25 protein-coding genes are annotated in these 25,882 nt (G+C 72.7%); 14 read left to right on the top strand and 11 right to left on the bottom strand.

Annotated features, from left to right (window positions below; all coding sequences use genetic code 11):
* Positions 1–105: 105 nt before the first annotated feature.
* Entirely contained in the window at positions 106–1,233 is a 1,128-nt protein-coding gene (locus ACIO9J_RS26120; protein WP_402004257.1) for an NADH:flavin oxidoreductase, read from the bottom strand.
* Between the two features lie 96 nt (positions 1,234–1,329).
* Between ACIO9J_RS26120 and ACIO9J_RS26115 the strand changes: the two genes are divergently transcribed.
* From ACIO9J_RS26115 to ACIO9J_RS26085, 7 genes are all read left to right on the top strand, one after another.
* A complete protein-coding gene (locus tag ACIO9J_RS26115; protein WP_402004254.1) occupies positions 1,330–1,923 on the top strand; it encodes a CGNR zinc finger domain-containing protein in 594 nt (197 codons plus the stop codon).
* 152 nt (positions 1,924–2,075) lie between these two features.
* Positions 2,076–2,927, top strand: a complete 852-nt coding sequence (locus ACIO9J_RS26110) for a tryptophan 2,3-dioxygenase family protein (protein ID WP_402004251.1) — start codon at positions 2,076–2,078, stop codon at positions 2,925–2,927.
* Positions 2,920–4,161, top strand: coding sequence for a kynureninase (gene kynU / locus ACIO9J_RS26105; RefSeq protein WP_402004248.1), 1,242 nt, complete (start codon positions 2,920–2,922; stop codon positions 4,159–4,161). The genes ACIO9J_RS26110 and kynU overlap by 8 nt, the downstream gene beginning before the upstream one ends.
* 113 nt (positions 4,162–4,274) lie before the next feature.
* Positions 4,275–5,159, top strand: coding sequence for an alpha/beta hydrolase (locus ACIO9J_RS26100; protein WP_402004245.1), 885 nt, complete (start codon positions 4,275–4,277; stop codon positions 5,157–5,159).
* 177 nt (positions 5,160–5,336) lie between these two features.
* Positions 5,337–6,620, top strand: coding sequence for a sensor histidine kinase (locus tag ACIO9J_RS26095; protein ID WP_402005404.1), 1,284 nt, complete (start codon positions 5,337–5,339; stop codon positions 6,618–6,620).
* Entirely contained in the window at positions 6,617–7,291 is a 675-nt protein-coding gene (locus ACIO9J_RS26090; protein ID WP_402004242.1) for a response regulator, read from the top strand. The genes ACIO9J_RS26095 and ACIO9J_RS26090 overlap by 4 nt, the downstream gene beginning before the upstream one ends.
* 82 nt (positions 7,292–7,373) lie before the next feature.
* Complete coding sequence (locus ACIO9J_RS26085) at positions 7,374–8,582, top strand: cytochrome P450 (protein ID WP_402004239.1); 1,209 nt, start codon at positions 7,374–7,376, stop codon at positions 8,580–8,582.
* A gap of 72 nt (positions 8,583–8,654) precedes the next feature.
* Here ACIO9J_RS26085 and ACIO9J_RS26080 read toward each other — a convergent pair whose 3' ends face one another.
* Positions 8,655–10,280 (bottom strand): ABC transporter permease, encoded by a 1,626-nt coding sequence (locus ACIO9J_RS26080; RefSeq protein WP_402004236.1) that lies wholly within the window; start codon positions 10,278–10,280, stop codon positions 8,655–8,657.
* Positions 10,277–11,185: an ATP-binding cassette domain-containing protein gene (locus ACIO9J_RS26075; protein ID WP_402004233.1), complete on the bottom strand. Its 909-nt coding sequence runs from the start codon at positions 11,183–11,185 to the stop codon at positions 10,277–10,279. Before ACIO9J_RS26075 ends, ACIO9J_RS26080 begins: the two co-directional genes overlap by 4 nt.
* Before the next feature lie 105 nt (positions 11,186–11,290).
* Here ACIO9J_RS26075 and ACIO9J_RS26070 point away from each other — a divergent pair, with 105 nt between their 5' ends.
* Both ACIO9J_RS26070 and ACIO9J_RS26065 read left to right on the top strand, forming a co-directional pair.
* Positions 11,291–11,806, top strand: coding sequence for a GbsR/MarR family transcriptional regulator (locus ACIO9J_RS26070; protein ID WP_402004231.1), 516 nt, complete (start codon positions 11,291–11,293; stop codon positions 11,804–11,806).
* Positions 11,807–12,153: 347 nt separating this feature from the next.
* On the top strand, positions 12,154–12,282 hold the full coding sequence (locus ACIO9J_RS26065) for a hypothetical protein (protein ID WP_402004228.1): 129 nt from the start codon (positions 12,154–12,156) through the stop codon (positions 12,280–12,282).
* Positions 12,283–12,483: 201 nt separating this feature from the next.
* Here the strand turns inward: ACIO9J_RS26065 and ACIO9J_RS26060 are convergent, their stop codons facing one another.
* Positions 12,484–13,335 carry a diacylglycerol kinase family protein gene (locus tag ACIO9J_RS26060; protein WP_402004225.1) on the bottom strand — a complete coding sequence of 284 codons (852 nt, stop codon included), beginning with the start codon at positions 13,333–13,335 and terminating at the stop codon, positions 12,484–12,486.
* 176 nt (positions 13,336–13,511) lie between these two features.
* Here ACIO9J_RS26060 and ACIO9J_RS26055 point away from each other — a divergent pair, with 176 nt between their 5' ends.
* The gene (locus ACIO9J_RS26055; protein ID WP_402004222.1) at positions 13,512–14,795 is read left to right on the top strand and encodes an adenylosuccinate synthase; all 1,284 of its coding nucleotides are present in this window, start codon (positions 13,512–13,514) and stop codon (positions 14,793–14,795) included.
* Positions 14,796–14,865: 70 nt separating this feature from the next.
* Here ACIO9J_RS26055 and ACIO9J_RS26050 read toward each other — a convergent pair whose 3' ends face one another.
* From ACIO9J_RS26050 to ACIO9J_RS26030, 5 genes are all read right to left on the bottom strand, one after another.
* Positions 14,866–16,425, bottom strand: a complete 1,560-nt coding sequence (locus ACIO9J_RS26050; RefSeq protein ID WP_402004219.1) for a substrate-binding domain-containing protein — start codon at positions 16,423–16,425, stop codon at positions 14,866–14,868.
* Between the two features lie 76 nt (positions 16,426–16,501).
* Positions 16,502–18,439, bottom strand: coding sequence for a serine/threonine-protein kinase (locus ACIO9J_RS26045; protein WP_402004216.1), 1,938 nt, complete (start codon positions 18,437–18,439; stop codon positions 16,502–16,504).
* A 139-nt stretch (positions 18,440–18,578) separates the two neighbouring features.
* Positions 18,579–19,010 (bottom strand): hypothetical protein, encoded by a 432-nt coding sequence (locus ACIO9J_RS26040; protein ID WP_402004213.1) that lies wholly within the window; start codon positions 19,008–19,010, stop codon positions 18,579–18,581.
* Positions 19,011–19,073: 63 nt separating this feature from the next.
* Entirely contained in the window at positions 19,074–19,550 is a 477-nt protein-coding gene (locus tag ACIO9J_RS26035; protein WP_402004211.1) for a MarR family winged helix-turn-helix transcriptional regulator, read from the bottom strand.
* A gap of 14 nt (positions 19,551–19,564) precedes the next feature.
* Positions 19,565–20,161, bottom strand: a complete 597-nt coding sequence (locus ACIO9J_RS26030) for a DJ-1/PfpI family protein (RefSeq protein ID WP_402004209.1) — start codon at positions 20,159–20,161, stop codon at positions 19,565–19,567.
* A 129-nt stretch (positions 20,162–20,290) separates the two neighbouring features.
* Between ACIO9J_RS26030 and ACIO9J_RS26025 the strand changes: the two genes are divergently transcribed.
* Complete coding sequence (locus ACIO9J_RS26025; protein ID WP_402004207.1) at positions 20,291–20,938, top strand: DUF4956 domain-containing protein; 648 nt, start codon at positions 20,291–20,293, stop codon at positions 20,936–20,938.
* The gene (locus tag ACIO9J_RS26020; RefSeq protein WP_402004204.1) at positions 20,935–21,729 is read left to right on the top strand and encodes a VTC domain-containing protein; all 795 of its coding nucleotides are present in this window, start codon (positions 20,935–20,937) and stop codon (positions 21,727–21,729) included. The genes ACIO9J_RS26025 and ACIO9J_RS26020 overlap by 4 nt, the downstream gene beginning before the upstream one ends.
* Positions 21,730–21,738: 9 nt before the next feature.
* On the opposite strand, the gene ACIO9J_RS26015 is transcribed toward ACIO9J_RS26020, so the two are convergent.
* Both ACIO9J_RS26015 and ACIO9J_RS26010 read right to left on the bottom strand, forming a co-directional pair.
* Positions 21,739–23,040, bottom strand: coding sequence for a sensor histidine kinase (locus ACIO9J_RS26015; protein ID WP_402004201.1), 1,302 nt, complete (start codon positions 23,038–23,040; stop codon positions 21,739–21,741).
* Positions 23,040–23,735 (bottom strand): response regulator transcription factor, encoded by a 696-nt coding sequence (locus tag ACIO9J_RS26010; RefSeq protein ID WP_402004198.1) that lies wholly within the window; start codon positions 23,733–23,735, stop codon positions 23,040–23,042. Before ACIO9J_RS26010 ends, ACIO9J_RS26015 begins: the two co-directional genes overlap by 1 nt.
* Before the next feature lie 82 nt (positions 23,736–23,817).
* Between ACIO9J_RS26010 and ACIO9J_RS26005 the strand changes: the two genes are divergently transcribed.
* Together ACIO9J_RS26005 and ACIO9J_RS26000 are read left to right on the top strand one after the other, a co-directional pair.
* On the top strand, positions 23,818–24,321 hold the full coding sequence (locus ACIO9J_RS26005) for a hypothetical protein (RefSeq protein ID WP_402004195.1): 504 nt from the start codon (positions 23,818–23,820) through the stop codon (positions 24,319–24,321).
* 185 nt (positions 24,322–24,506) lie between these two features.
* Positions 24,507–25,862, top strand: a complete 1,356-nt coding sequence (locus ACIO9J_RS26000; RefSeq protein WP_402004192.1) for an aspartate aminotransferase family protein — start codon at positions 24,507–24,509, stop codon at positions 25,860–25,862.
* Positions 25,863–25,882 lie beyond the last annotated feature (20 nt).

The following is a 25,882-nucleotide window of genomic DNA, read 5'->3' as shown; positions in this document are numbered from 1 at the left end:
GGCCCCCTGTCGCGGGGCTGCGCCCCGGACCCCCTCATCACCCTTCGGGCTCGTCCTCAATCGCCGGACGGGCTTGAAATGCCCCGCCGGCGGGGTGCGATGAGGTCAGCGGAGTTCCCGGAGCAGACCCGCGTCGTACGGGGACGCCTCCGCAAGGCGGTCGGTCAGCGCCTTGTTCGCCCACTCCGGGTCCGCGATCAGGCTGCGACCCACCGCGATGACGTCGAACTCGTCGCGCTCCATGCGGTCCAGGAGCAGTTCGATGCCGGTGGACTCGGTCTGCTTGGCCCAGCCCTGGGGGCCCACGAACTCCTTGTCGAGGCCGACCGAGCCGACGGAGAGCGTGGCCTTGCCGGTGAGCTTCTTGACCCAGCCCGCGAGGTTGAGGTCGTCGCCGTCGAACTCGGGGAGCCAGTAGCGGCGCGTGGACGCGTGGAAGGCGTCGACGCCCGCGGCCGCCAACGGGGAGAGCAGAGCTTCGAGTTCGGCCGGGTCCGCCGCCAGCTTCGCGTCGAACGCGTTCGCCTTCCACTGGGAGAGCCGGAAGATCACGGGGAACGTCGGCGCGACCGCGCCGCGCACCGCTTCGACGATCTCGCGCGCGAAGCGGCTGCGCGAGGCGAGGCCGCCGCCGTAGCCGTCGGTGCGGCGGTTGGTGCGGTCCCAGAAGAACTGGTCGATCAAGTAGCCGTGCGCGCCGTGCAGTTCGACGCCGTCGAAGCCCGCGCGCTCGGCGGCGGCCGCCGCGGTGGCGAACGCGGCGACGACCTCGTCGACGTCGGCGGACGTCATGGCGTGGCCCTTGGCCTCGCCGTCAAGGCCGAGCCCGGAGGGGCCGGCGGGCGGCGCGTCGGTGAAGGGCCCGTCGCCCTCGTTGCGGGTGGCGCCCACGTGCCACAGCTGCGGGACGATGCGGCCGCCCTCGGCGTGCACCGCGTCGGCGACCCGGCGCCAGCCCGCGAGCGCGGCCTCGCCGTGGAAGTGCGGGACGCGGTGGCTGCTGCCCGCCGACGCGTGGTCGACGTAGGTGCCCTCGGTGACGATCAGGCCGACACCGCCCGCGGCGCGCCGCGCGTAGTACTCCGCGACGTCCGTGCCGGGCACGCCCTCCGGCGAGAACTCCCGGGTCATCGGGGCCATCGCGATGCGGTTGCGCAGGGTGAGGCCGTTGATGTCGAAGGGGCGCCCGAGGATCTGGGCGGCGCGTGACGTTGCCGCTTCGGTGGATTGCATGGGCCCTCCCGGGCTGTCATATGTGGTTCCAGTGGCTTCCTGACAGCACTGTAAGACGTTTGGTCGTGTCAATGTCGAGCGGGTACCTTGAGAGGCATGAACCGGCCCGCGACCGAGCGTCACTGTCTGACCCCCGCGCCCGGCGGCCTCGCCCTCGTCCAGGAGCTCCTGAACACCGCGCCCGCCGCCCGTCCGGCCGCCGAAGGGCTGCCCGACCTGCTCGCCGACGGGGTGCTCGACGGCGCGCAGGAGTGGGCCGACCTGGCCGTGCGCGGCTGGGCCGCGGAGACCGGACGCGCCGACGTCCAGCTCGTGCTCACCGAGGAGGACCTGCCCAAGCTGCGCTGCCTGCGGGACCAGGTGCGGCGCGCGCTCGCCGCGGGTGACCAGGGCGGCGGCGCGGTGCGCTTCACCTCGGCGCCGGTCGTCGTCGGGCTCGCCGGTGACGGCACGCTGACCGTCGAGCCGGAGGGCGCGGGCGCCCGCTGGCTGGCCTCCGCGGTCCTCGCGGAGGCGCTGCTCGCCCAGACGGCGGGCAGCTGGCGCCGCCTGAAGATCTGCCGGAACGAGCCCTGCGCCGCCGCGTTCTACGACCGCTCCCGCAACAACAGCGGCGTCTGGCACTCGGTGCGCGGCTGCGGCAACGCCGCCCACCTGCGCGCCTGCCGGGAACGCCGCCGTACTCAGTAGGACATGGGTGTCGTTATTTAGCTGCTGTTCGCTTACCGGCGTGCCTTGCCGTTTGGGCGAAAGTTGCGGAGGATTCCGGTGGGGACCGGGGCCCCCGTGCCGGTAACGGCAGGGGCGGACCGCTACCCGGAGGACGTATCGAGGAGACAGCGATGTCCCCACAGACGCGGGACGCGTCCACCGAGGCGGCCGAGACCGAGAGTCCGAACCTCGACTTCGCAGGCACCACCCCGTACGAGGACTACGTCCAGGCGGACGTCCTCACCCACCTCCAGCACCTGCGCTCGGACGACCCCGGCGAGATGGTCTTCCTGGTCACCACCCAGGTCATGGAGCTGTGGTTCACCGTGATCGTGCACGAGTGGGAGACCGCGGCGCACGCCCTGCGCCGCGACGACGTCCCCGTCGCGGTCGCGGCCCTCAAGCGGAGCATCCGCGAGCTGGACGCCCTGAACGCGTCCTGGCGCCCGCTCGCCCAGCTGACCCCCGCGCAGTTCAACTCCTACCGCGGTGCGCTCGGCGAGGGCTCCGGATTCCAGTCCGCGATGTACCGCCGCATGGAGTTCCTGCTCGGCGAGAAGTCCGCGTCCATGCTGGTTCCGCACCGGGGCGCGCCCCGCGTCCACGCGGAGCTGGAGAAGGCGCTGCACGAGCCCGGCCTCTACGACGAGGTGCTCGGTCTCCTCGCGCGGCGCGGCCACGCGATCCCCGCGGCCGTCCTGGAGCGCGACCTCACCAAGAAGTACGAGCCGTCCGCCGAGGTCGAGGCCGTCTGGACCGAGCTGTACTCGGGCGACGAGAACGGCGACCTCGCGCGGCTCGGCGAGACGCTGACGGACGTCGGCGAACTGGTCTGGCGCTGGCGCAACGACCACCTGGTCGCCACCCGCCGCGCGATGGGCTCCAAGACCGGCACGGGCGGCTCGGCGGGCGTGGCCTGGCTGGAGAAGCGCGCGGTCAAGAACGTCTTCCCCGAGCTGTGGACTGCGAGGAGCCATGTCTGAGACCCCCGGTTCCGCGGCGCTGCGGGAAGAGGCGGCGCTGCGGGAAGAGGCGGCGAAGCTGGACGCGGCGGACGGACTCGCCGCCAAGCGCGCCGAGTTCGTCCTCGACGACACGGTCTACCTGGACGGCAACTCGCTGGGCGCCCTGCCGGCCGGGGTGGCCGAGCGCGTCGCCGACGTCATCGGCCGCCAGTGGGGCGGCCTGCGCATCCGCTCCTGGGACGAGAGCGGCTGGTGGACCGCCCCCGAGCGGATCGGCGACCGCATCGCCCCGCTGGTCGGCGCGGCCCAGGGGCAGATCGTGGTCGGCGACTCGACCAGCGTGAACGTCTTCAAGGCGCTGGTCGCGGCGGTCCGGATCGCCAGGGGTTCGGGGGACCACCCGGAAGGGGGGCGTGACGAGATCGTCGTTGACGCGACGACCTTCCCCACGGACGGGTACATCGCGGAGTCCGCCGCGCGCCTCACCGGCTGCCGGCTGATCCCGGTGGCCCCCGCCGACGTACCCGGCGTACTCGGCGAGCGCACCGCCGCCGTGCTGCTCAACCACGCCGACTACCGCACCGGACGCCTGCACGACCTGGCCGGTCTGACGGCCGCCGTGCACGCGGCGGGCGCGCTCGTCGTCTGGGACCTGTGCCACACGGCGGGCGCCCTGCCCGTCGGCCTCGACGAGCACGGCGTGGACCTCGCGGTCGGCTGCACCTACAAGTACCTGAACGGCGGCCCGGGATCGCCCGCCTACCTCTACGTACGGCGCGAGCTGCAGGACCGTTTCGACTCGCCGCTGCCCGGCTGGAACTCGCACGCCGAACCCTTCGGCATGCGGCCCGAGTTCGAGGCCGTGGACGGGGCGCGGCGCGGTCGCGTGGGCACGCCCGACATCCTGTCGATGCTCGCCCTTGAGGCGGCGCTCGACGTGTGGGACGGCGTCCGCGTCGAGGCGGTGCGGGCCAAGTCCCTGGCCCTGACGGACTTCTTCCTGCGCTGCGTCGAGGCGTACGTGCCCGCGGGCCGGGTCGAGCCCGTCACCCCGCGGGCGCACGCCGAGCGGGGCAGCCAGGTCGCGCTGCGCTGCCCCGACGCCGGTGACGTCATGAAGCGGCTGATCGGGCAGGGCGTGGTCGGCGACTACCGCGCGCCGGACGTGCTGCGGTTCGGATTCACGCCGTTGTACGTGTCCTTCGCCGACGCCGAGCGGGCGGCCCGGGTACTGGCGCGCACGCTGGACTGATAGCGTCCGGCGGATCTTGTTCCCGTTTCTCCCGGTCCGGCCGTTCACCCGGCGGGACCGGGCGGAGCGGGCGCGTTCCGCCTGTTAGCCGCACGCAGTTGAGAGGTTGCCGCATGCCGGACGACGCCGCCGTGGCCCGCGATGCCGCCGAGGCCGAAGCCGCCTTCTCGCATCCCGCCGTGAAGCCGGACGCCACCGCCGCGTACGGCGAACACCCCGACCAGGTGGTCGACTTCCACGCGCCGCGCGGCGGCCCGGGGACCGACGGGTCGGCGCCCCTCGTGGTCGTCCTGCACGGCGGCGCCTGGCGGGCCCCGTACGATCGGCAGCACATCACGCCGTTCGCCGACTTCCTCGCCCGCCGCGGCTTCGCGGTGGCCAATGTCGAGTACCGCAGAGGAAGTTCGATTCCCGCGCAGGGCGGCGCGGGCCCGGTCGCCGGGCGCTGGCCGGAGACCTTCGACGACGTGGCCGCCGCGTTCGACGCGCTGCCCGCGCTGGTGCGCGAGGTCATGCCGTCGGCGGACGTCCGCCGCACCGTCGTGACGGGGCACTCCGCGGGCGGCCAGCTCGCGCTCTGGGCGGCCGCCCGGCATCTGCTTCCCGCCGACGCGCCCTGGCGCACCGGCCGGCCCCCGGCGCTGCGCGGCGTCGTCGCGCTCGCGCCGATCGCCGACTTCCGGGTCGCCGAGGAGCTCGCGGTGTGCGGCGGCGCGGCGGGCCAACTCCTGGGCGGCGAAGCCAGGTTCGACGAGCGCATCGGCTACGCCGACCCGGCTCAGCTGCTCCCCACGGGCATCGCCACGACCGTGGTGCAGGGCCGCACCGACATCGTGGTCCCGCAGGCGGTGGCCGAGGCGTACGCCGACGCGGCCGCGCGGGCGGGCGAGGTGGTGGGCCTCACCCTCCTGGAGGACGTCGGACACTTCCCGCTGATCGACCCGGCTGCGGACGCGTGCGCGGTGGTCGCGGAGGAGATCGCGCAGTTGGCGTTCTGAGGCCCTAGGGCCGGGGAGCCGCGTCCCGCCCTCGGCGGTCGCGTAGTACCTGCGACGGATGCCGGGGAACCCCTCCTGGTGCGGACGACCTGCCGGTCACGCCCCCGTACCTTCGTAGACGTGACAGATACGACTGAGCGGCTCAAGACCGGCGGCCAGCAGAGCCCCGAGTTCCACATGGTGCGCGAGGCCTTCGGCGGCCTGCGCGAGGCGCTCTTCCGCGGCGCGTTCGACTACCGGCTGCTGCCCCCCAGGGAGTCCGCGGACGGGCTCCTCGCCAAGCTGCTCCCGCGGCGGATACGCGGGTACGCGGTCTGGGCACCGCACATCCAGGTGGCGTTCGCGGCCCTGATCACCGTGTTCATCGGCTACCAGGTGGAGCTCGGGTTCCACGGGGCCCCGCAGCTCCTCATCGGCCTCCTTCCCGCGGCCGCCGTCCTGATGACGCTGGTCAGGCCGGTGGGCGCCTGGTGGGTCTCGCTGGTCTCCACCCCCTTCACGGGAGTGCTCGCGAACAGCTGGGACGGCCAGCCGTGGACACCGAGTGCCTTCGTCGGGCACATCGTGGTGATGGTCGTGGTGGCGGCGAGGACAGGACCGCGCACCGCCCTGTGGATGTGGCTCGGCACCGCCGCGTACGGGGCGGGATCCGAGGTGCTCCTCGGGAGCTACGGCTCCGACACCCCGCAGATGCTGTTCCTCTCGGCGGTCGCGCTGCTCGTCACCACGATGGTGCACGTGCGCCGCGAGGCGCAGCGCGAGGTGACCGTGCAGCGCACCGTCACCGCCATCGAGCGCGACAAGCGCACCCTCCTGGAGGAGCGCACCACCATCGCCAGGGAGCTGCACGACGTCGTGGCGCACCACATGTCGGTGGTCGCGATCCAGGCCGAGGCCGCGCCCTACCGGGTGGAGAACCCGCCGCCCGAGCTGGAGCAGGCCTTCGTGACGATCCGGGAGAACGCGGTGTCCGCGCTCACCGAACTGCGCCGCGTCCTCGGTGTCGTACGGGCCGAGGACTACGAGGCGCCCGACGCCCCGCAGCCCACGCTCGGCGACCTCGACCGGCTGCTCGACAACGTCCGTGACGCGGGCCTGGCCGTCGACAAGGTCATCACCGGCGCGGTCCGGGAACTCCCGCAGGGCGTCGAGCTCTCGGCGTACCGCATCGTGCAGGAGGCGCTGAGCAACAGCCTGCGGCACGCGCCGGGCGCCGGGGCCCGGGTCGAGGTGGGGTACGTCCTGGGCGGTCTCGGTCTGCGCATCGTGAACGGGCCCGCGAAGGGCCTGGTCAAGCCGTCGCCCGGGGCGGGCCACGGGATCACCGGAATGCGGGAGCGGGTCGGCATGCTGGACGGCGAGATGACCGCGGAGCCCACCGCCGAAGGCGGCTACGAGGTCACGGTCTTCCTGCCGGTCGCCGCCGAGCGGCGCATCGATCCCGCGGGGGAGGACGCATGACCATCCGGATCCTGATCGCGGACGACCAGATGATGGTCCGCGAGGGCTTCTCGGTGCTGCTGAACGCCATGCCCGACATGGAGGTCGTCGGCGAGGCGGTGAACGGCCGCGAGGCGGTCCAGCGGGTGCGCGAACTCGCCCCCGACGTCGTCCTGATGGACATCCGCATGCCGGAGCTGAACGGCATCGAGGCGACCAGGGAGATCGTCGCGGGCGCGGCGGACGGCACGCCGAAGGTGCTGGTCCTGACCACGTTCGACCTCGACGAGTACGTGTACCAGGCGCTGCGCGCGGGGGCCTCCGGGTTCCTGCTCAAGGACGCCTCCGCACGCCAGCTCGCCGACGGCGTGCGGGTGGTGGCGGCGGGCGAGGCGCTGCTCGCGCCCACCGTGACGCGCCGCCTGATCACCGAGTTCTCCAAGCTGGCGGAGGCGCCGCGGCTGTCCGCCGCGGTCCAGGCGCAGCAGTACGGGGAGCTGACCGAGCGGGAGACGGAGGTCCTCGTGCTCATCGCGCAGGGCCTGTCGAACGCGGAGATCGCCTCGCATCTGGTGGTCGCCGAGTCCACGATCAAGACGCACGTCAGCCGCATCCTGGTGAAGCTGGGCCTGCGGGACCGCACGCAGGCGGCGGTGTTCGCGTACGAGGCGCGTCTGGTGACGCCGGGCTGAGGGGCGCGGGGAACCGCGCGCCCAGCCCCCACGGACCCGCAGACGCCTTCCGCAACCCACGCGAAGCGCCTAGCTTCGCTCCATGGACACCGCTTTCACGCCCTCGGCCCCGGAGTTCCTGGCCGACCCCTACCCCGCGTACGCGGCCCTGCGCGAGGCGGGGAGGGCCCACTACTACGCGCCGAGCGACCAGTGGCTGATCCCGCACCACGCGGACGTCTCCGCGCTGCTTCGCGACCGCAGGCTCGGCCGCACGTATCTGCACCGCTTCACCCACGAGGAGTTCGGGCGGCAGGCCCCGCCGCCCGAACACGAGCCGTTCCACGTACTGAACGACAACGGCATGCTCGACCTGGAGGCGCCCACCCACACCCGCATCCGCCGCCTGGTCGCCAAGGCGTTCACGCCGCGTACGGTCGAGCGGCTCAGGCCGTACGTCGAGGAGTTGGCGGACCGGCTGGTGCGCGACCTGGTGGCGGACGGCGGCGGGAATCTCGCCGCGCGGATCGCGGAGCCGCTGCCCGTGGCGGTGATCGCCCAGATGCTGGGCATCCCCGCGTCCGACCGGCCGCGGCTGCGGCCCTGGTCCGCCGACATCTGCGGCATGTACGAGCTGAACCCGGGCGAGGAGACGGCGGCCCGTGCGGTCCGGGCCTCGCTCGAATTCAGCGCGTATCTGCGGGAGTTGATCCAGTTCCGGCGCAAGGATCCCGGGGACGACCTGATCTCCGGGCTCATCGCCGCCCACGAGGACGGCGAGTCGCTCAGCGAGCAGGAGATGATCTCCACGTGCGTGCTGCTCCTGAACGCCGGGCACGAGGCGACGGTGAACGCCACGGTCAACGGCTGGTACGCGCTCTTCCGCGATCCCGGCCAACTCGCCGCCCTGCGCGCGGATCCCGAAAGGCTCGTGCCCACCGCCGTGGAGGAGCTGCTGCGCTACGACACCCCCCTCCAGCTCTTCGAACGGTGGGTCCTCGAAGACATCGAGGTCGGCGGCGTGCGGATTCCGCGCGGCGCGGAGGTCGCCCTGCTCTTCGGCTCCGCCAACCACGACCCGGCCGTCTTCGACGCCCCCGCGAAGCTGGACATCGCGCGCGCGGACAACCCGCACATCTCCTTCAGTGCGGGCATCCACTACTGCATCGGCGCGCCGCTCGCCCGCATCGAACTGGCCGCCTCGCTCGGTGCGTTGCTGCGCAGGGCGCCGGGGCTGGGGCTGGCTGCGGAGCCTGGGCGGCGGCCGAATTTCGTGATGCGGGGGCTTACGGAGTTGCTGGTCGAGGTGTGAGGTGGTCTGCGGGTCGTGGTCGGCTGGTCGCGCAGTTCCGCGCGCCCCTTAAAGGGACCGCTCGGCGCGGTCTCAGGTGAGCATGTCCCGGTGGCGTAGGGCCGTCAGGCCCGTGGTCACCAGTGCCGTCGCGAGCAGCGTCAGGAGTACGTACGGGGGCCAGCTCGGGTCGGCGCCCGGCAGCTTCGGCAGGTGGCCGAAGGGGGAGAGGTTCATGACCGCCTGTGGCAGGTCGAGTGCCGGGCCGATCCAGCCGATGGCGAGGCAGCCCCCGACCACCGCCCAGGAGGCCGCCGCGGCCTTCGGGAACGCCCCCACGAGGAGCACCGTGAGCCCGCCGAGGACCCAGACCGCGGGGAGCTGCGCCAGGCACGCGCCGAGGATCGCGCCGGTGTCCCCGCCGTGCCCGACGGCCAGGCCGAGCCCGGCCACCAGCAACAGCGGGACCACCCCGCCGAACGCGATGACCAGATGTCCCGCCGCCCAGCGCAGCCGCCCCACCGCGCCCGCGAGGACCGGCTCGGCCCGCTGTGAGGTCTCCTCGCCGTGCAGCCGCAGCACGGAGGTGGCGACGTAGAGCGCGGCGACCATGCCGAACATGCCGACCATGGTGGCGAGGAAGGCGTCGGTCAGACCGGACTGGCCGCCCATCCGCTCGATGATGTCGCGGGTGTTCTCGTTGTCGCCGACGATGTCGGCCGCGCCGTCCGCCATCCCGCCGAACACGGTCCCCGCGGCCAGGAACCCGGCGAACCAGCCGAGCACGGCGCCCCGCTGGAGCCGCAGGGCGAGGGCGCCCGCCGTGCCCAGCCTCCCGCGCGCGGGGCCCGGCCGGGTGGGCAGGAAGCTCATGCCGACGTCCCTGCGCCCCGCCAGTTCGTACGCCACGACGCCCTGCGCCACGATCGCGGCGCCGACGAGCGCGAGGACCCACCAGCGCTCGCCCGCGTACGCCCGCAGGTGCTCCTGCCAGCCGAGCGGCGAGAGCCAGGTCAGCGCGGACGAGCCGTCCGCGGTCCCCGCGTCGCCCGCCGCGCGCAGCACGAAGGCCGCGCCGAGCAGCGCCGACGTCAGGCCCTTGGCGAGCCGCGCGCTCTCGGTGAGCTGCGCGGCGATCGCCGCCATGGTGGCGAAGAGCATGCCGGTGCCCGCGACGCCGAGGCCGAGCGCGAGCGCCCCCGCCGCGCCCCGGCTCGCCATGCCCGCGGTGATGAGGAGCCCGGCGGCGGCGTCGGCGGTGAAGGCGGCGAGCAGTGCGGCGGTGAGCGGGGCGCGGCGGCCCACCATGGAGGCGGAGAGCATCTCCTGGCGGCCGGTCTCCTCCTCGTCGCGGGTGTGCCTGACGACGATGACCAGGCTCATCACGGCGGCGAGTACGCCCGCGTAGCAGCCGATGCGCCAGGTGGAGAGGGCGCCGAGCGAGTCGCCGAACACCGGTCCGTACATGGCGCGCATCGAGGAGTTGGAGTTCATCGACGCCATGGCGTCGGCGCGCTCGGCCGCGGTGGCGTAGACGCTCTCCAGGGAGCCGGGCATGGCGAGGACCAGGCCGGTGACGATCAGGATCCAGACCGGCATCATGACCCGGTCGCGGCGCAGCGCGAGGCGGAACAGGGTGCCGGTGCCGGCCAGTTGGCGCGAGCCTCCGGTGCGCGGCGCGAAGGCGGCGTTGGGCGCGGTGCCCGATGCGGCGGTCATCGTGCCATCGCCTCTTCGCGTACGTCGTCCTGGTAGTGCCGCAGGAACAGCTCCTCCAGGGTGGGCGGGGTGCTGGTCAGCGAGCGGATCCCGGAGTCCGTCAGGGACTTGAGGACGGCGTCGAGCTTGTCGGTGTCGACCTGGAGCCTGACGCGCCTGCCCTGGACGTCGAGGTCGTGCACGCCGGGCAGGCCGGCGAGGCCGTTCGGGTCGCGGGCGAGTTCGGCGGAGACGCTGGTCCGGGTCAGGTGGCGCAGCTCGGCCAGCGAACCGGACTCGACGGTCCGGCCCTTCCTGATGATGCTGACGCGGTCGCAGAGCGTCTCGATCTCGCTGAGGATGTGCGAGGAGAGGAGCACGGTCCTGCCCCGGTCGCGCTCCTCCTCCACGCAGCTCTGGAAGACCTCCTCCATGAGCGGGTCGAGTCCCGAGGTGGGTTCGTCGAGGATCAGCAGGTCGACGTCGGAGGCGAACGCGGCGACGAGGGCGACCTTCTGGCGGTTGCCCTTGGAGTAGGTGCGGCCCTTCTTGGTGGGGTCGAGCTCGAACCGCTCGACGAGGCGGTCGCGCCGGGCCCGGTCGAGTCCGCCGCGCAGCTTGCCGTACAGGTCGATGACCTCGCCCCCGGAGAGGTTGCGCCACAGGGTGACGTCGCCGGGGACGTACGCGACGCGGCGGTGCAGGGTGACGGCGTCCCGCCACGGGTCGCCGCCGAGCAGCTGCGCGGCGCCGGAGTCGGCGCGCAGCAGGCCGAGCAGGACGCGGATGGTGGTCGACTTGCCCGAGCCGTTGGGGCCGAGGAAGCCGTGCACCTCACCGGCGTCGACGTCCAGGTCGAGCCCGTCGAGCGCGTGCGTCGCGCCGAACGACTTGTGCAGTCCGGACACGGTGATTGCCTTCGTCATGTTTTTGAACGTACGCTCATTTCACAAGGTTGTGAAGTTAAGGAACCGTATAAACTCACTCGGAAGAGGGCAGCCGCGGGGGAGACCAGGGGAGATGATCGACAGATGACCGAGGAAGAGACGCGCGGCACCGGCCCGCAGGGGCGGCCCGACGCGGAGGCCACCTCCCGCTTCGTGGAGAAGTTCGCCGCCCAGCTGGTCGAGGCGGGCATGCAGCGGATGCCGGCCCGGGTCTTCGCGGCCCTGCTCTCCTCGGACTCCGGCGCGCTCACCGCGGCGGAACTCGGCGAACAGCTGCGGGTCAGCCCCGCCGCGGTGTCCGGCGCGGTGCGCTATCTGACCCAGCAGCACATGGTCAACCGCGAACGGGACCCCGGGACGCGGCGCGACATCTTCCGGGTGCACAGCAACCAGTGGTACGAGGCGCTGACCAACCGGGACGGCGTGCTCAAGCGCTGGGAGGACGCCATGCGGGAGGGCGTCACCAGCCTCGGCGAGAACACCCCCGCGGGCCGCCGCCTCGCGGAGACCCTGGCGTTCTTCGAGTTCGTGCAGGAGGAGTTGGCGGGGATGATGGAGCGGTGGCGGGTGCGGCGTGAGGAACTCTTCGGCCCGATCTGACGGTCGCCACTGGAACGGGCTCCGTTTCGCCGCTGCGCGGCGCGGCGAGGTGGGGCCCCTGTAGGACAGGGGCCTTGGCCACGGTCTTGATCCGCCCGCGTGGCCCACGGGGCGGGCCTGCCCCACGTTCCCGCCTGGCCACCCGGTGCTCTGCGAGGTCGTGCACCTGTAGGACCGGGGCTCGGCCCGCACCGGCTTCCAGAACGCCGCTTCGCGGCGATGCCTCCCCACCCGCCCACCCGATTCTCCGGACCGTACAGCCCACGCCCTTCAAGTACGCCGCGTCGCCGGGTAAACGGGTGGGCGGGTGGGAGTGACTCGCCGCGCAGCGGCGGTCTGAAGAGCCGGTGCGGGCCGGTGTTCTGGCCGGGCAGGTGCGCGGCTTCGCGAGCGGGAGGGCGGTGGTCGGAGAGATGGTGCGGGCCAGCGTCCTGGCCGTGCAGGCGCGCGACCTCGCGGGCGAGGCGGCGGTCTGAAGAGCCGGTGCGGGCCGAGTCCGGACGGATCTGCAGGCGCGCGACCTCGCGGGCGGGGGACGGCGGCGGTCGGACGGCCGGTGCAGGTCGGCGTCCCGGCTGCCGGGTGTCCGGCGTGGTCAGCCGTGGCTGGAGAAGTGCCCCGGGGCGCCCGCCCCGCCTGCCGCGCGGGCCCGGTCGAATGGCGCTCAAGGGCCGCCCCTACCTCGGCAGGGTCAACCCCCAAGCCCGTGGCCGTACCGTCCACGTTCGCGTGCGGACCGGGCCCGCGACCACCGCGTCCGCGCGGTAGCGGAAGTCCGCTCCGGAGATCGTCACCGTGCGTGCCCGCACCCGCAGCGGTGCCGCCTCCGCGCCGACCGAGGAGGGGCGGACCTCCACCTGGGCCAGGCCGCCGCCGTCGCCCGCGGTGACCACGACGCCCTCGACCGGCTGGTCCAGGTCGACCAGCGTGACGCCGTCCGCCTCGACCCGCAGCCGCGCGGGCACGGGTCCCGGTGGCGTCGCCACCCGCGCGGGGCGCGCGGCCAGGGTGCGTACGAAGGACTGGCAGGTCCGCAGCCAGGCGTGGCCCTCGACCGTGCTGGTCGCCGCGGCCAAGGACCCGTCGCCCGCCTCCGCCGCGCCGACCGGCGGGATCCGCAGGTCCCCGAGGACCACCCCGTCGCTGTCGTCCACCAGCAGATCGAGCCTGCGTTCGGCCCCTTCGAGGACCGCGCGGGCCGCGGCGACCGCTCCGGAGGGCACCCCGAGCGAGCGCGCGAGCGTCTGCGCGGCGCCGACGGGAACGACCGAGAGCGCGCTTCCCGCGAGGTCCCGCTCCCGGTGGAGCGTGCCCACCGCACGCAGCAGCGCCCGGTCGTCGCCGACCACCACGAGGCGCCGCGCACCCCGTCTGGCCAGCGCTTTCGCGAAGTCCTCGGGGCCGTCGGGGAGGCAGACACGGACCGCCGCGCCCGCGCCGAGCACGTCTCTCGCGATCCGTACCGACTCACCGTCCGTGCGCCGGGCGACCGGGTCGATGACGACTAGGAGCTGGTCGCGAGCCGACAACGTGCGCCCTTTCTTTTAGCCGTTCTTTGAGACCTCGGGTAGCATCTTTGTGCAAGAGCCCCTTGCGCTATTGCGCCAGGGGCTTCGTCTATTCCGGGGCAGCATCCAAGGCACACCCATACGGCGGCTACGGCCCCTGACCTTGGACATGCCCCGCCCGGAAGGGGTGTACGCCTGTGCCCGCACTTGTGCTGCTCGGTGCTCAGTGGGGTGACGAAGGCAAGGGAAAGGCCACTGACCTGCTCGGTGGCTCGGTGGACTATGTAGTGCGCTACCAGGGCGGCAACAACGCCGGCCACACGGTCGTCGTAGGCGACCAGAAGTACGCGCTGCATCTCCTCCCTTCCGGGATTCTCTCCCCGGACTGTGTGCCTGTCATCGGCAACGGAGTCGTCGTCGACCCGTCGGTCCTGCTCTCCGAGCTGAGCGGTCTGAACGAGCGCGGCGTCGACACGTCGAAGCTGCTGATCAGCGGCAACGCGCACATCATCACGCCGTACAACGTGACGGTCGACAAGGTGGGCGAGCGCTTCCTCGGCAAGCGGAAGATCGGCACCACGGGCCGGGGCATCGGCCCGACCTACGCCGACAAGATCAACCGCACCGGCATCCGCGTCCAGGACCTCTACGACGAGTCGATCCTGACGCAGAAGGTCGAAGCGGCTCTTGAGCAGAAGAACCAGCTGCTCACCAAGGTCTTCAACCGCCGCGCGATCGAGGCGGAGCAGATCGTCGAGCAGCTCCTGGAGCACGGCGAGAACATCAAGCAGTACGTCGCCGACACCACGCTGATCCTGAACAACGCGCTCGACGACGACAAGGTCGTCCTGTTCGAGGGCGGCCAGGGCACGCTCCTGGACGTGGACCACGGCACGTACCCCTTCGTCACCTCCTCGAACCCGACCGCGGGCGGCGCCTGCACGGGTACGGGCGTGGGCCCGACGAAGATCAGCCGCGTCATCGGCATCCTGAAGGCGTACACGACCCGCGTCGGCGCGGGCCCGTTCCCCACGGAGCTGTTCGACGCGGACGGCGAGGCGCTGCGCACCATCGGCGGCGAGCGCGGTGTCACCACGGGACGGGACCGTCGCTGTGGCTGGTTCGACGCCCCGATCGCCCGCTACGCGACCCGCGTGAACGGCCTGACGGACTTCTTCCTCACCAAGCTCGACGTCCTCACCGGCTGGGAGCAGATCCCGGTCTGCGTGGCGTACGAGATCGACGGCAAGCGCGTCGAGGAGCTCCCGTACAACCAGACCGACTTCCACCACGCGAAGCCGATCTACGAGACGCTCCCCGGCTGGTCCGAGGACATCACCAAGGCCCAGACCTTCGCCGACCTGCCGAAGAACGCGCAGGGTTACGTGAAGGCCCTGGAGGAGATGTCCGGCGCCCCGATCTCCGCGATCGGCGTGGGTCCCGGCCGCACGGAGACGATCGAGATCAACTCGTTCATCTAGCGCGTTCCGTACGACGTGCCGAAGGGGCGTTCCGGCCGGGCCGGAGCGCCCCTTCGGCGTGCCGGGACCGTCAGCCCCCGCTGCCCTCGCCGCACACCCGCAGGCCCTCCGGGGTCGCACAGGGCAGATGGCCGTGGGTGCGGATGACGTCGAGGCCGTTGCCGCGGGCGTAGGCGAGGAAGCTGGAGGCCAGGGAGTCGGCGGGCGGCAGGCCGTACGTGTAGGCGTACTCGATCTCGCGGTAGGGGTAGCCGGACCTGGTGAGCTGTTCGACGGAGGGCTCGTGGCCGTCCAGGTTCAGTCGGTGCAGGCCCTTGAGGTCGGCGGCGGCGCGCAGTTCGCTGTAGCCGAGGGCGCCGGGGATGCGTTCGACGGCGTCCAGGACCTGGTCGGTGGAGTCGAGTTCGCAGCGGGTCACGGGGACCGAGGGGTCGTCCTTGCTCAGGCAGTCGTTCGACGACGCCTTGATCTCGAAGGCGCCGCCCAGGACGCGCCGCTGGAGCGTGTCGCGGGTGCCCGAGCTGGAGCCCCGGCTGACCAGGACCACCGGCAGATCGGGCCCGCCGAGCTCCTTCCAGTTGCGTACGTCGCCCCGGTAGATCCGCCGCACCTGCGGCAGCGTCAGATTGCGCAGCGGTACGCGGTCGTTGAGGACGAGCGCGAAGAGGGAGACCGCCACGCGCGTCTCGGCCAGGCGCGGGAAGCCGTCCGACTTGGGCCCGTCGGAGAAGCTGAGCAGGGGCGGTGCGCCCTTCTTCCCCGCCTGCCCGCCGGGACCCGCGAACTTCCTTCCCTCGTCGTCCAGTTCACGCACGCCCGAGGTGCTGCCGTGCGCGCTGACCTCGATGGCGGAGCCGGGGCAGTCGTCCTCGTACTTCTCCGCGAGTTCCTGGGCGACCGGTGCGAACGCCGTCGAGCCGAGCACCGTCAGCTCACCCGTCGCGCACTCGATGGGCGGCGGATCGTCGTTCCGCAGCACGATGATCGAGGCCAGCGTGACGACGGACAGGGTGAGCAGGACGGTGAGGAGCCGGGCCGGGCGGGACAGGAGCGGCGGCTTGTCGTCCGGGGTCGTCGAGCGGTTCGGCTGGACCTCGCCCGCCTGGATGCCGCCCGACATGGTGACGTCGCCGCCGACCGGGCCGCCGGTGAGCAGCACGAGGAGCTTGAAGTGCTGGCCCCGGTTGAGCGGGACGCGCGGGATGTGCAGCGTGCTGCCCTCGTAGCGCAGGCCCGTGCCGGGCGTGAAGTGCTCCATCAGATGGTCGGCACCGGCCTGCGCGGTGACCGCGACGGCGCGGATGGTGCGGCCCGTGAAGACGGCGGTCAGGCCGTGCAGCGCGCGCCCGGTGTAGTCGGCGTCGGTGATCTCCTGCGAGCCGTCGTTCTCCACCCGGAGCAGGACGAGCGTGGCGTCCGACATCTCGGGGGTCTCGTCGAACAGGCCGAGGCGCGCGTTGGCGCCGCCGGTGCGGACGTTGTCCCCTATCGCCGTGTCCATCTGCACGCGGTAGCCGATCCGCTTGCGGCGCGGCACCCGGCGTTCGTACCAGAGGGCGCCGACGGTGGCGAGCAGGCCGAGGACCGCCGTGAGCACGGCGATGACGTTTTCGGTGCTCAACCACTCCATGGGCGGTGACAGTAGGGCGCGCGGCGGGGACCGGGTACGCCTTCGCCGGTTCGTTCGACGGCTGTTCGCCGACGGTTCAGTTCCCCTTGTCGTACGTCAATTCGCCGCTGCCGTCCGTGTTCGCGCGCCGCAGCTTGCCGTTGCCGAGGATCGTGACGACGCTCGGCTCGCCCGGTGTGCAGGACGTCATGGGCTCGCCGACGGTGACCTCGGTGGGGCCGATGTGCAGCCGGTCGCCGGACGCGGACTCCAGCTTGCCCTGGAAGACGCAGTGGTAGGTGCCGCCGCCCTTGGCCGGTCCGTCGGCGGTGACGGAGAGCACCGTGTCGCCCACCTCGCCCTGCTGGAGGGTGAGTTGGCGGGTGCTGTGGCCCGACCCGCTGTCGAGGCCGCCGTTCCACGTGCCCAGGTACTTCTCCGGCACGGTGCCCTCCGTCGCGGAGGGCGACGCCGACGCCGAAGCGGCGTCGGAGGCGTCCGGGCTCGGCGTGCTCGGCCCGGGGGTCCGCGGGGCGCCGCTCGCGGAGTTCTTGGCGTCCGTGTCCGCCTTGTCGGTGCCGTCGTCGTTCATCACCGCGTAGACGGTGCCGCCCGCTCCGATGGCCACTATCAACGCCACGACGATCAGCGCGGCGGTCGAACGGGCGCTGCGGCGCGGGGGTTCGGGCGCGGGCAGGTAGCCGCCGCCGGGTCCGTAGGGCGGGGTGGGGCCGAAGCCGCCGGGCTGTTGCGGATAGCCGTACGCGGCGGGGGCCGCGGGGACGGGGTGCTGCTGGGGGTAGCCGTACGCCGGGGCCACCGGCGGTGCCGACGCGGCCGCCGACGGCGGGGGCGTGGGGGTCGGCGGCTGGCCCGAGACCATGGTGGGGAGGTGGTCGAGGGGCGCGCTGCCCGGTCTGCCCGGGGGCGGCGGTGTGGCCTCGCCCCCTTCGGCGGAGGCGGAGGCGGAGGCGGGCGCGGGCGTGACGGCGGGCGCGGAGGCGGGCGTCGCAGCGGGCGTGGGAGCGGGTGCCGCGGCCGGGCGCGGGGGCACGGGCGGGGTGTCGGCCGGCGCCGGACCGGAACCGGCCGTGTCCGCGCTCGGCTCCTCGTCCGGGTCCTCCGCGTCCAGCAACTGCACGGCGTGCCGCCCCAGTTGGGCCACGAGCGAGCCAGGCAGCCACGGTTCGAGGGTGCTGCCTCCCGCGCTGAGGGTGTCCTGCGCGCCGGTGCGTTCCAGGATGTCGTCCAGGGCGGGCCGGGCCGCCGGGTCCTTGTGCAGGCACGCGCCGATCAGCTCGGCGAGGCTCTCGGGGATGCCCTCCAGATCGGGCTCCTCCTGCGCGATGCGGAACATCAGCGCGTGCACCCCGCTGTTGGCGGTGCCGAACGGCAGCATGCCGGACGCCGCGTACGCGAGGACCGAGCCCAGGCAGAACACGTCGCACGCCGGGGTGATCCGGTCCCCGCGCACCTGCTCGGGCGCCATGAACCCGGGCGAGCCGACCAGCGCGCCGGTGCGGGTCAGGCCGCCGTCGGTGACCGTCTCCAGGGCGCGCGCGATGCCGAAGTCGATGACGCGCGGGCCGTCGATGGTGACCAGCACGTTCGACGGCTTCAGGTCGCGGTGGACGAGGCCCGCGGCGTGGATGTCCTTGAGGGCGTTGGCGAGCCCGGCCGCGAGGATGTTCACGGAGCGTTCGGGCAGCGGCCCGTGCTCGTGCGAGACGACGCTCTGGAGCGAGGGTCCCGCGACGTATCCGGTGGCCACCCAGGGGATCGCCGCCTCGGTGTCCGCGTCGAGGACCGGCGCGGTCCAGACGCCGCCGACCTGCCGCGCGGCCGCGACCTCCTGCCGGAAGCGGCTTCTGAACTCCTCCTGCTCGGCGAGTTCTTGGCGGACCAGCTTCACCGCGACCGTACGGCCGCGGCCGGACCGCGCGAGATACACCTGCCCCATGCCGCCCGCGCCGAGCCGTGCCAACAGCCGGTACGCGCCGATCCGTTGTGGATCTCCTGGTCCGAGCCTCTCCATCGCCGCACCGGCCTCCCCCATTGGTGTGCAACAGAGTGAGGAGTGTACTGGCCGGTCATGGGGTCCAGACAGGTACTTCGGCACTCCTGGTACGCCCGGCGGCCCTTCGCGGACCGCCGGGTGCCATCGGCCGCGGTTCCTAGATGAAACCGATGCCGAGGGAGACCTCGTTCAGCCCGGTGATGCCCTTCACGCCGTGCTCACCGGCCGAGGGGTCGTAGTCGAAGGTCTTCTCGGGGGACGACTGGAAGTGGCCGCAGACGAGGATCGAATCGTTGATCGAGCCGCGGGTGGTCTGCCAGTCGATCCACCAGGTCGCGCACCCTCCGTCGGGCTCGCCGAAGCCGGAACCGGGCAGGGTGTCGGTCAGGTTCCCCGAGACGCGGGCCACGCCGTTCTGGACGCAGATCGTGATCTCGCCGCTCGCCCCCTCGATCGTGTCGCTCTTGGTGACGCAGCCGGGCGCCGCGTTCGCGTCCGGCCCCGAGGAAGCGAGCGCCGTGGGGGCCATGACTGCCGTGGTGCTGCCGACGAGTGCGGTGAGCAGGGCCGCGTTCAGGAGGCGTCTCATGGAAAGCCTTTCGGTATCGGCGGTACGGACACCGGAACGCTAACCACGGGCGCTATTGCCCTCTTATCCGCCTGTTTCCGGCCACCGGACGTCGTCGAGGGCCTTCGAAAGGCGCTCCAACACCCTTGCCGTCTCGTCGAATTCCGCCTCGCCGAGCAGCCCGGCAAGCCGCTCCGCCAGCTCCGCGTGGCCCGGGTCGATCCGGGCGACGGCGGCCCGGCCCTCGTCGGTCGGCCGCAGCAGTTTGGCGCGGCGGTGCGCGGGGTTCGGCACGTACGCGGCGAGGCCGTCGCGTACGAGGAGGTCCGCGACCCGCTGCACGCTCTGCCGGGTGATGCCCATCGCGCGGGCGATCCCGGCGACCGGCAGCGGCTCGCGCAGGACCGCGCCGAGCACCTGCCACCAGGCGGCGGTGAGTCCGGCGGGGCGGGCCAGTTCCTCGGACTTGCCGAGGAACTGGCCGTTCAGCCGGAAGACGGTCAGCGCCGTGCGGCTGAGCAGGTCCTGCTGCCCGGCGCGACGTTCCTCTTCGGTGGTCATCTGATGCCTGTCCGCTAGGAGTTGAGCGTCTCGTACGCCGCCGGGTCCGAGTCGTGGAAGAGCCGGTACCAGGCGTCCAGCTTCTCGGCGTCGAGGACGTCGCCGAGCCGCCCGAAGATCTCCCGCGCGAACGCGACCGGCTCGGTCGGGCCCGCCGTGATCAGGTCGCCGTCGGTGACCGCGTCCGCCTCGACGTACCGCTCGCCGCCCTTGTAGCCGGTGGCCGCCAGGTACATCGGCGCCGCGCTGGTGTGCGCCCGGTCGTCGAGCAGGCCCTCGCGGGCGACGCCCGCCGTGGCCCCGCAGATCGCGCCGACCGGCACCCCCGCGTCGAGGAACGCGCGGGCCGTGCGGGCGAAGGGGGCGAGGCCGTCGCCCGTGTCCCACAGGTCGGCGCCCGGCAGGACCAGCAGCGCACTGTCCTCGGGGCGCAGCTCCGCGAGCGTCAGGCCGGGCTGGACGCGGAGGCCGCCGATGCTGGTGACGGGGGCGGCGGAGAGGGCCACCGTGCGGATCTCGTAGCCGAAGCGGGCGAGCCACGCGGTGGCGTGGCCCGTCTCCCAGTCGGCGAGCGTGTCGTAGACGGCCAGGTGCACGGGCTTGCGGGACATGGGTTCCTCCGTCGCGGGGCTTCGAAGTACGTGTGTAAGTATGCTGTCGAATTGGCAGCATGCTGTCAAGAGGGATCGTTAACGTCCGCAGGGGGCGGCCTTAACCCGCCCGTCCCTAGCGTTCTCGGCATGGACAGCACACTGACCCTCAGCGCCCACCTGGGCCTCGACCTGGCCGCCGTCACGCTGCTGACCTTCGGTGTCTTCTATCCACGGCACCGCAGGCGCGAGCTCGTTCCGGCGTATCTGGCCCTGAACGTCGCCCTGTTCGCGGTCGTCGCGGGGCTCGGCACGGTCGGCGGGGACGGTGGGCTCGCCCTCGGCTTCGGGCTCTTCGGCGTGCTCTCGATCGTGCGGCTGCGCTCCGACGCGCTCCAGCACCAGGAAGTCGCCTACTACTTCATCACCCTGGTCCTCGGCCTGCTCTGCGGACTGCCCGCCCTGAGCCTGCCGGTGGCGGCGCTGCTCGCCGCCGTGCTGCTCGCGGTGATGTACGGCGCCGACCACCCGAAGCTGTTCGCCCGCGACCGCCGCGCGATCGTCACGCTGGACTCCGTCCACCGCGAGGAGGGGCCGCTCCGCGCCGAGCTGGAGCGCCGCCTCGGCCCGCCGCTGGGCTGGACCGTCCAGGAAGTCGACTACGTCCGCGATCTCATGGTGCTGGAAGTTCGCTTCCGTCAACCGGAACCTTCCGTACTGTCTCGGGAGTTGACGGTACGACGACGCACGACCCGGTCCAACACGATCGCCCCCCGTCACCCGAAGGAGACCGTGTGAACCCCGCCGTACGCGCCATCGGCCGCGCCGCGCTCGCCGCGCACCCCATCGCGCTTGACGAGGTCAACGCCAGGGCGGAACTGCTCGCCCGGTACGACAACAGCTATCTGGTGCCCGTCGAGATCTTCGAGGATCTCGCCGCCCTCCTCACCGATCCACGCCGCGCCGGAGGACCCTTCCGGTCCCTCAGCATCGGCGGCAAGCGCTGGTTCCGGTACCACTCCACGTACTACGACACCCCCGAGCTGGTGACCTTCCACGACCACCGGCAGGGGCGCCGGCTGCGCTACCGCATCCGCGAGCGCGTCTACCAGGACAGCGGAGAGCGGCAGTTCGAGATCAAGCTGAAGAGCGGGCGCGGCGAGACCGTCAAGCACCGCCAGCGCCTGGAGGGCGACGACCACGTCCTGGACGAGGCCCGCCAGGGCTTCCTCTCCGGCGTGCTGCGCGGGTCGTACGGGGTGGACGCGCCCGACGGGCTCACCACCTCGCTGGTCACCGAGTACCAGCGCGCCACGTTCGTCGCCGACGGACAGCGCATCACCTGTGACGCCGGGCTCGTCGTGCGCGACACCGTCTCGGGGCGGTCCGCCGCCGCCGACACGGGCCTCGTCCTCGTGGAGACCAAGACCAAGGGCCATCTCACCGAGGCCGACCGGGTCCTGCACCGGTACGGCGTACGGGCCGCGGACTTCACCAAGTACTGCGGCGGGTACGCGGCCGTGCGGCCGGAACTCGGCATCAACAAGTGGGCGCGGGCCGTGCGGACGGCGTTCCCGCGCGCCGCGTGAGCGAGGGCCTCAGGGCCGGACGAGCGGGAACGTCAGCGTGACGCGGGCACCCCGCGGGGTGCTCGCCGTCTCGAAGCCGCCGTCCGCCTCCTCTGCCGTGCGGCGCGCGATGTCCAGGCCGAGGCCCGTGGAGCCCGCGCCGCTCGTGCCCCGGTCGGGGGCCGTCCCGTCGGGGAAACCCGGGCCCTCGTCCGCGACGGTCAGCTCCGCCCTGTGGTCCGCCGTCGTGCGGACCGTGACGGTGAACGGCGTGCCCTGCGGGGTGTGATCCAGGACGTTGCCGATCAACGTGTCCAGGGCCGCCGTCAGCTCGTCCTCCGGTACGGGCACGGGCACCTCGACGCCGTCCCGCGGTGTCGAGGTGCGCGCCTCGCGGTTCTGGTCCTCCGCCAACGGGAGCCAGAACGCGGCCCGTTCGCGGGCCACCGCCGCCAGGTCCGCGCGCGGCGTCTCGCGCAGCGGGCGCCGCGCCTTGCGGATCACGTCGTCCACGCTCCGCTCCAGGGCCGTGACGTCCGCGGCGATGCGGTGCGCCTCGTCCGGGTCGCGGAGCGTCTCCGCGTCCAGGCGCAGGGCGGCCACCGGGGTGCGCAGGCGGTGGGCGAGGTCGGCGGCGTTCTCGCGTTCCGCGGTGAGGAGTTCGTCGATGCGGGCGGCAAGCCGGTTCAGTTCGCCCGCCACCAGACGGAGTTCGGGCGGGCCCTCGGGGGTGGCGCGGGCCGTCAGGTCACCCGCCGCGAGCCGGTCGGCGGTGCGGGCGAGGCGCCGGGTCGCGCCCACCAGACGGGCGCCGAGCCGGTCGGCGAGGAGCAGCCCGATGAGGACCAGACCGACCCCGATCCCGGCCATGACCAGCCAGGGGGCGAGCGTCCCCGCGTACAACTGCCGCTCGGTGAGCGTCACTTGGACCACCGCCGTGCCGTCCTTGGCGCCCTGCACGGGGACGAGGATCTGGCGGCCGCCGGACTTCGGCTCGTAGGTGAAGGCCCGGCCGGTGCGGGCCAGGCGGACGGCGTCGGTGACGGGGACCCGGTGGGCGGCGCCGATGGCCGTGCCGTCGGCGAGCAGCAGGGAAGTGGCGGGCAGGTCCCTGCCGTTGACGCTCTCCACCGTCTGCTCGGCCGTCTCCCGCTCGGTGTCGGTGGCGAGGGCGGGACCGATGGCGTGCGCCACCCACTGGGCGCGGGCGGTGGCCTCGGCGGTCGCGCGGTCGGCGGAGTGGGTGCGGGTGAGGAGGGTCAGGGGGACCAGGAGCGCGGTCAGGACCAGGGCGGTGGTCGCCGCCGTCAGGAGGAGCAGGCTGCGGCGCATCAGGGGGCGCCCGGGGCGTCGGGGGCCGCGAGCTTGACGCCCACCGTGCGGACCGTGTGGAGGTACCGGGGGGACTGGGCCGTCTCACCCAGTTTGCGGCGGAGCCACGACAGATGGACGTCGACCGTCTTGTCGGCGCCGCCCAGGGGCTGTTGCCAGACCTCGGCCAGGAGTTCGCGGCGGGAGACCACCTGTCCCGGGCGCTGGGCCAGATAGGCCAGGAGGTCGAACTCGCGGGGCGTGAGGTCGATCGCCGCGTCCGACAGGGTCACTTCGCGCGATGCCACGTCGATGCGGAGTTCGCCGACGAGGAGCGGCTCCTCCGTCCCGGTCGCGCCGAGGCGGCGCAGCACCGCCTTGACGCGGGCGTCCAGTTGGGCGGCGCCGAAGGGCTTGATGATGTAGTCGTCCGCGCCGGCCTCCAGGACGGTGACCATCTGCGGTTCGTCGTCGCGGGCCGTCGCCACGATGACGGGGACGTCGCTGACCGAGCGCAGCATGCGCAGGACCTGGGCGCCGTCGACGTCCGGCAGGCCGAGGTCGAGTACGACCAGGTCGGGCCTGCTCGTCACGGCCGCGTCGAGCCCCGCCATGCCGCTCGGCGCGGTCGCCACCGCGTGTCCCTTGTCGCGCAGGGCCCTCACCAGGGCGCCGCGGAGCTGGGGATCGTCCTCGACAACGAGAAGATGTGCCATACAACCACCGTAGTCAGGGGCGGAACCGGGCTTTTCCCGGGGCTTAACCGGGCGTTAGGAAACGATGCGGCACAGTGGCGGGATGAGGAAGTGGCGGAGTGCCGTCGTCACGGCTGCCTGGGTGGCCGTGGGCACGGCGGCGGGGGCGCTCGGCGCCTGGCAGCTGGCCGGTTCGGACGCGGGTGACGGCGATGCAGCGCACAGCCGTCCGCTGGACGAGGCGGCGGTGCGCAGGGCGCTGGCCCGCGCGTCGAACGCCCCGGCGGACACGGGCGCTCCTCCGCCGAGTACGGCGACAGGATCCGCCAAGCCCACCTCCCCGCCCGCCGCCGAGCGGTCCACGGTCCGCTTCACCGGCGGCTCCGCGACGGTGGAGTGCCGCGCCGACGGCACCGTACGCCTGATCTCCTGGAGCCCCGCCGACGGCTTCCACATCGACGACGACGTGGAACGCGGCCCCGCGGCGGTGGTCCGCCTGGAAGCGGAACCGGCGGACGACGACGAGCAGGAAGACCTCCACTACGAGATCCACTGCACCCCAGAGGGCCCCCGGGCAAAGGTGGTCCAGGACAAGGACGACGACTGAGGCCCGACCTAAGGGGCGCGGGGAACTGCGCGACCGACCCCGGCCGACACTCACGCAACGACGACTCAGGACCGGCGCGGGCCCACCGCCAAAGCCTGTCGCACGACAATGTGTCGGGTTCCACCCCCCACGCCAGACAGGACGCCCATACCGTGTCCACCCACCGGACACCTACCCTCGGCCCCATGACCCCTCAGCCGAATCCGCAGGTCGGCGCCGCCGTGAAGGCCGCGGACCGCGCACACGTGTTCCACTCCTGGTCAGCGCAGGAGCTCATCGACCCGCTCGCCGTCGCCGGTGCCGAAGGCTCGTACTTCTGGGACTACGAAGGCAACCGCTACCTCGACTTCACCAGCGGCCTCGTCTACACCAACATCGGGTACCAGCACCCGAAGGTCGTCGCCGCGATCCAGGAGCAGGCGGCGACGATGACGACGTTCGCGCCCGCCTTCGCCGTAGAGGCCCGCTCCGAGGCCGCACGCCTCATCGCCGAGCGGACCCCGGGCGACCTGGACAAGATCTTCTTCACCAACGGCGGCGCCGACGCCGTGGAGCACGCCACCCGCATGGCCCGTCTGCACACGGGCCGGCCCAAGGTGCTCTCCGCCTACCGCTCGTACCACGGCGGCACCCACCAGGCGATCAACCTCACCGGCGACCCGCGCCGCTGGGCCTCCGACACCGGCACCTCCGGCGTCGTCCGCTTCTGGGCGCCCTTCCTCTACCGCTCCCGCTTCTACGCGCAGACCGAGGAGCAGGAGTGCGAGCGCGCGCTCCAGCACCTGGAGGACACCCTCGTCTTCGAGGGTCCCGCGACCGTCGCGGCGATCATCCTGGAGACCGTGCCCGGCACCGCGGGCATCATGGTCCCGCCGCCCGGCTACCTCGCGGGCGTCCGCGCGCTCTGCGACAAGTACGGCATCGTCTTCGTCCTGGACGAGGTCATGGCCGGCTTCGGCCGCACCGGCGAGTGGTTCGCCGCCGACCTCTTCGACGTCGTGCCGGACCTGATGACCTTCGCCAAGGGCGTGAACTCCGGCTACGTACCGCTCGGCGGCGTCGCGATCTCCGGGAAGATCGCGGAGACCTTCGCCAAGCGGCCCTACCCGGGCGGGCTCACCTACTCCGGCCACCCGCTCGCCTGCGCCGCCGCCGTCGCCACGCTCCAGGTGATGGCGGAAGAGGGCGTCGTCGAGCACGCGGCGACCCTCGGCGCCCAGCTCGTCGAGCCGGGCCTGCGGGCCATCGCCGAACGCCACCCCTCGGTCGGCGAGGTGCGCGGCACCGGCATGTTCTGGGCCCTGGAACTGGTGAAGAACCGGGAGACCCGCGAGCCCCTGGTCCCGTACAACGCGACCGGCGAGGCGAACGCCCCCATGGCCGCGTTCGGCGCCGAGGCCAAGAAGCACGGCCTGTGGCCCTTCATCAACATGAACCGCACCCATGTCGTCCCGCCGTGCAACATCACGGAGACCGAGGCGAAGGAGGGCCTCGCCGCCCTGGACGCGGCGCTTTCGGTGGCGGACGAACACGTGGTCTAGCAGTCAGTGGAACCCGACCA

The sequence above is a fragment of the Streptomyces sp. NPDC087300 genome, from assembly GCF_044744425.1.
Lineage (GTDB): Bacteria > Actinomycetota > Actinomycetes > Streptomycetales > Streptomycetaceae > Streptomyces.
This window is presented reverse-complemented; position numbering and strand designations above follow the sequence as displayed.

What these genes read in the sequence shown, in the direction of transcription:
- ACIO9J_RS26115 (WP_402004254.1), top strand. Translation starts at nt 1,330, where the DNA reads ATGAACCGGCCCGCGACCGAGCGTCACTGTCTGACCCCCGCGCCCGGC.
- ACIO9J_RS26110 (WP_402004251.1), top strand. Translation starts at nt 2,076, where the DNA reads ATGTCCCCACAGACGCGGGACGCGTCCACCGAGGCGGCCGAGACCGAG.
- ACIO9J_RS26015 (WP_402004201.1), bottom strand. Translation starts at nt 23,040, where the DNA reads ATGCGCCGCAGCCTGCTCCTCCTGACGGCGGCGACCACCGCCCTGGTC.
- ACIO9J_RS26050 (WP_402004219.1), bottom strand. Translation starts at nt 16,425, where the DNA reads ATGGAGTGGTTGAGCACCGAAAACGTCATCGCCGTGCTCACGGCGGTC.
- ACIO9J_RS26000 (WP_402004192.1), top strand. Translation starts at nt 24,507, where the DNA reads ATGACCCCTCAGCCGAATCCGCAGGTCGGCGCCGCCGTGAAGGCCGCG.
- ACIO9J_RS26070 (WP_402004231.1), top strand. Translation starts at nt 11,291, where the DNA reads ATGACCGAGGAAGAGACGCGCGGCACCGGCCCGCAGGGGCGGCCCGAC.
- ACIO9J_RS26035 (WP_402004211.1), bottom strand. Translation starts at nt 19,550, where the DNA reads ATGACCACCGAAGAGGAACGTCGCGCCGGGCAGCAGGACCTGCTCAGC.
- ACIO9J_RS26080 (WP_402004236.1), bottom strand. Translation starts at nt 10,280, where the DNA reads ATGACCGCCGCATCGGGCACCGCGCCCAACGCCGCCTTCGCGCCGCGC.
- ACIO9J_RS26100 (WP_402004245.1), top strand. Translation starts at nt 4,275, where the DNA reads ATGCCGGACGACGCCGCCGTGGCCCGCGATGCCGCCGAGGCCGAAGCC.
- ACIO9J_RS26090 (WP_402004242.1), top strand. Translation starts at nt 6,617, where the DNA reads ATGACCATCCGGATCCTGATCGCGGACGACCAGATGATGGTCCGCGAG.
- ACIO9J_RS26030 (WP_402004209.1), bottom strand. Translation starts at nt 20,161, where the DNA reads ATGTCCCGCAAGCCCGTGCACCTGGCCGTCTACGACACGCTCGCCGAC.
- ACIO9J_RS26040 (WP_402004213.1), bottom strand. Translation starts at nt 19,010, where the DNA reads ATGAGACGCCTCCTGAACGCGGCCCTGCTCACCGCACTCGTCGGCAGC.
- ACIO9J_RS26120 (WP_402004257.1), bottom strand. Translation starts at nt 1,233, where the DNA reads ATGCAATCCACCGAAGCGGCAACGTCACGCGCCGCCCAGATCCTCGGG.
- ACIO9J_RS26075 (WP_402004233.1), bottom strand. Translation starts at nt 11,185, where the DNA reads ATGACGAAGGCAATCACCGTGTCCGGACTGCACAAGTCGTTCGGCGCG.
- ACIO9J_RS26095 (WP_402005404.1), top strand. Translation starts at nt 5,337, where the DNA reads ATGGTGCGCGAGGCCTTCGGCGGCCTGCGCGAGGCGCTCTTCCGCGGC.
- kynU (WP_402004248.1), top strand. Translation starts at nt 2,920, where the DNA reads ATGTCTGAGACCCCCGGTTCCGCGGCGCTGCGGGAAGAGGCGGCGCTG.
- ACIO9J_RS26010 (WP_402004198.1), bottom strand. Translation starts at nt 23,735, where the DNA reads ATGGCACATCTTCTCGTTGTCGAGGACGATCCCCAGCTCCGCGGCGCC.
- ACIO9J_RS26085 (WP_402004239.1), top strand. Translation starts at nt 7,374, where the DNA reads ATGGACACCGCTTTCACGCCCTCGGCCCCGGAGTTCCTGGCCGACCCC.
- ACIO9J_RS26005 (WP_402004195.1), top strand. Translation starts at nt 23,818, where the DNA reads ATGAGGAAGTGGCGGAGTGCCGTCGTCACGGCTGCCTGGGTGGCCGTG.
- ACIO9J_RS26045 (WP_402004216.1), bottom strand. Translation starts at nt 18,439, where the DNA reads ATGGAGAGGCTCGGACCAGGAGATCCACAACGGATCGGCGCGTACCGG.
- ACIO9J_RS26025 (WP_402004207.1), top strand. Translation starts at nt 20,291, where the DNA reads ATGGACAGCACACTGACCCTCAGCGCCCACCTGGGCCTCGACCTGGCC.